This window comes from Streptomyces sp. MK7 (assembly GCF_032658145.1).
GTDB lineage: Bacteria > Actinomycetota > Actinomycetes > Streptomycetales > Streptomycetaceae > Streptomyces > Streptomyces spiralis.
Window position 1 is genome coordinate 1 of sequence record NZ_JAVACL010000182.1, and the last position, 314, is coordinate 314.

The 314-nt window shown below is 65.0% G+C and carries 1 protein-coding gene; it reads right to left on the reverse strand.

All coding sequences use genetic code 11. The features are described from left to right. On the reverse strand, positions 1-194 hold a 194-nt coding region (locus R2S09_RS40400), incomplete at its 3' end, for a type II toxin-antitoxin system VapB family antitoxin (RefSeq protein ID WP_316746291.1). Between the last annotated feature and the right edge of the window lie 120 nt (positions 195-314).

The window sequence follows — 314 nt, forward strand, 5'->3', positions numbered from 1 at the left end:
CGTACGCGCCGGGTGGGTTCGAAATCTCCGCGTGCTCCACGCTCGGCCAGCCGCTCGGCTGCCTGACGGCGCTTGTAGCGCTTAACAACCTCGGCAAGGGCAGCGTTGATCGTGTCCTTCTTGGTCGTGGTGCCAAGGAGCGCGGCGGCCTCGGCGAGGGCCTGGTCATCAAGGTCGACGTTGGTCACGCTCATACGCACCCCTCCGCTCATGTGGCTCAGGTGGGAAGCTAACCCACTTCTCACACATTGTAGCGCGCATCCCGGCTCAACCGCAGCATCCCGGCCAGGGGCAGGTAAGAGCGCAATACCGGC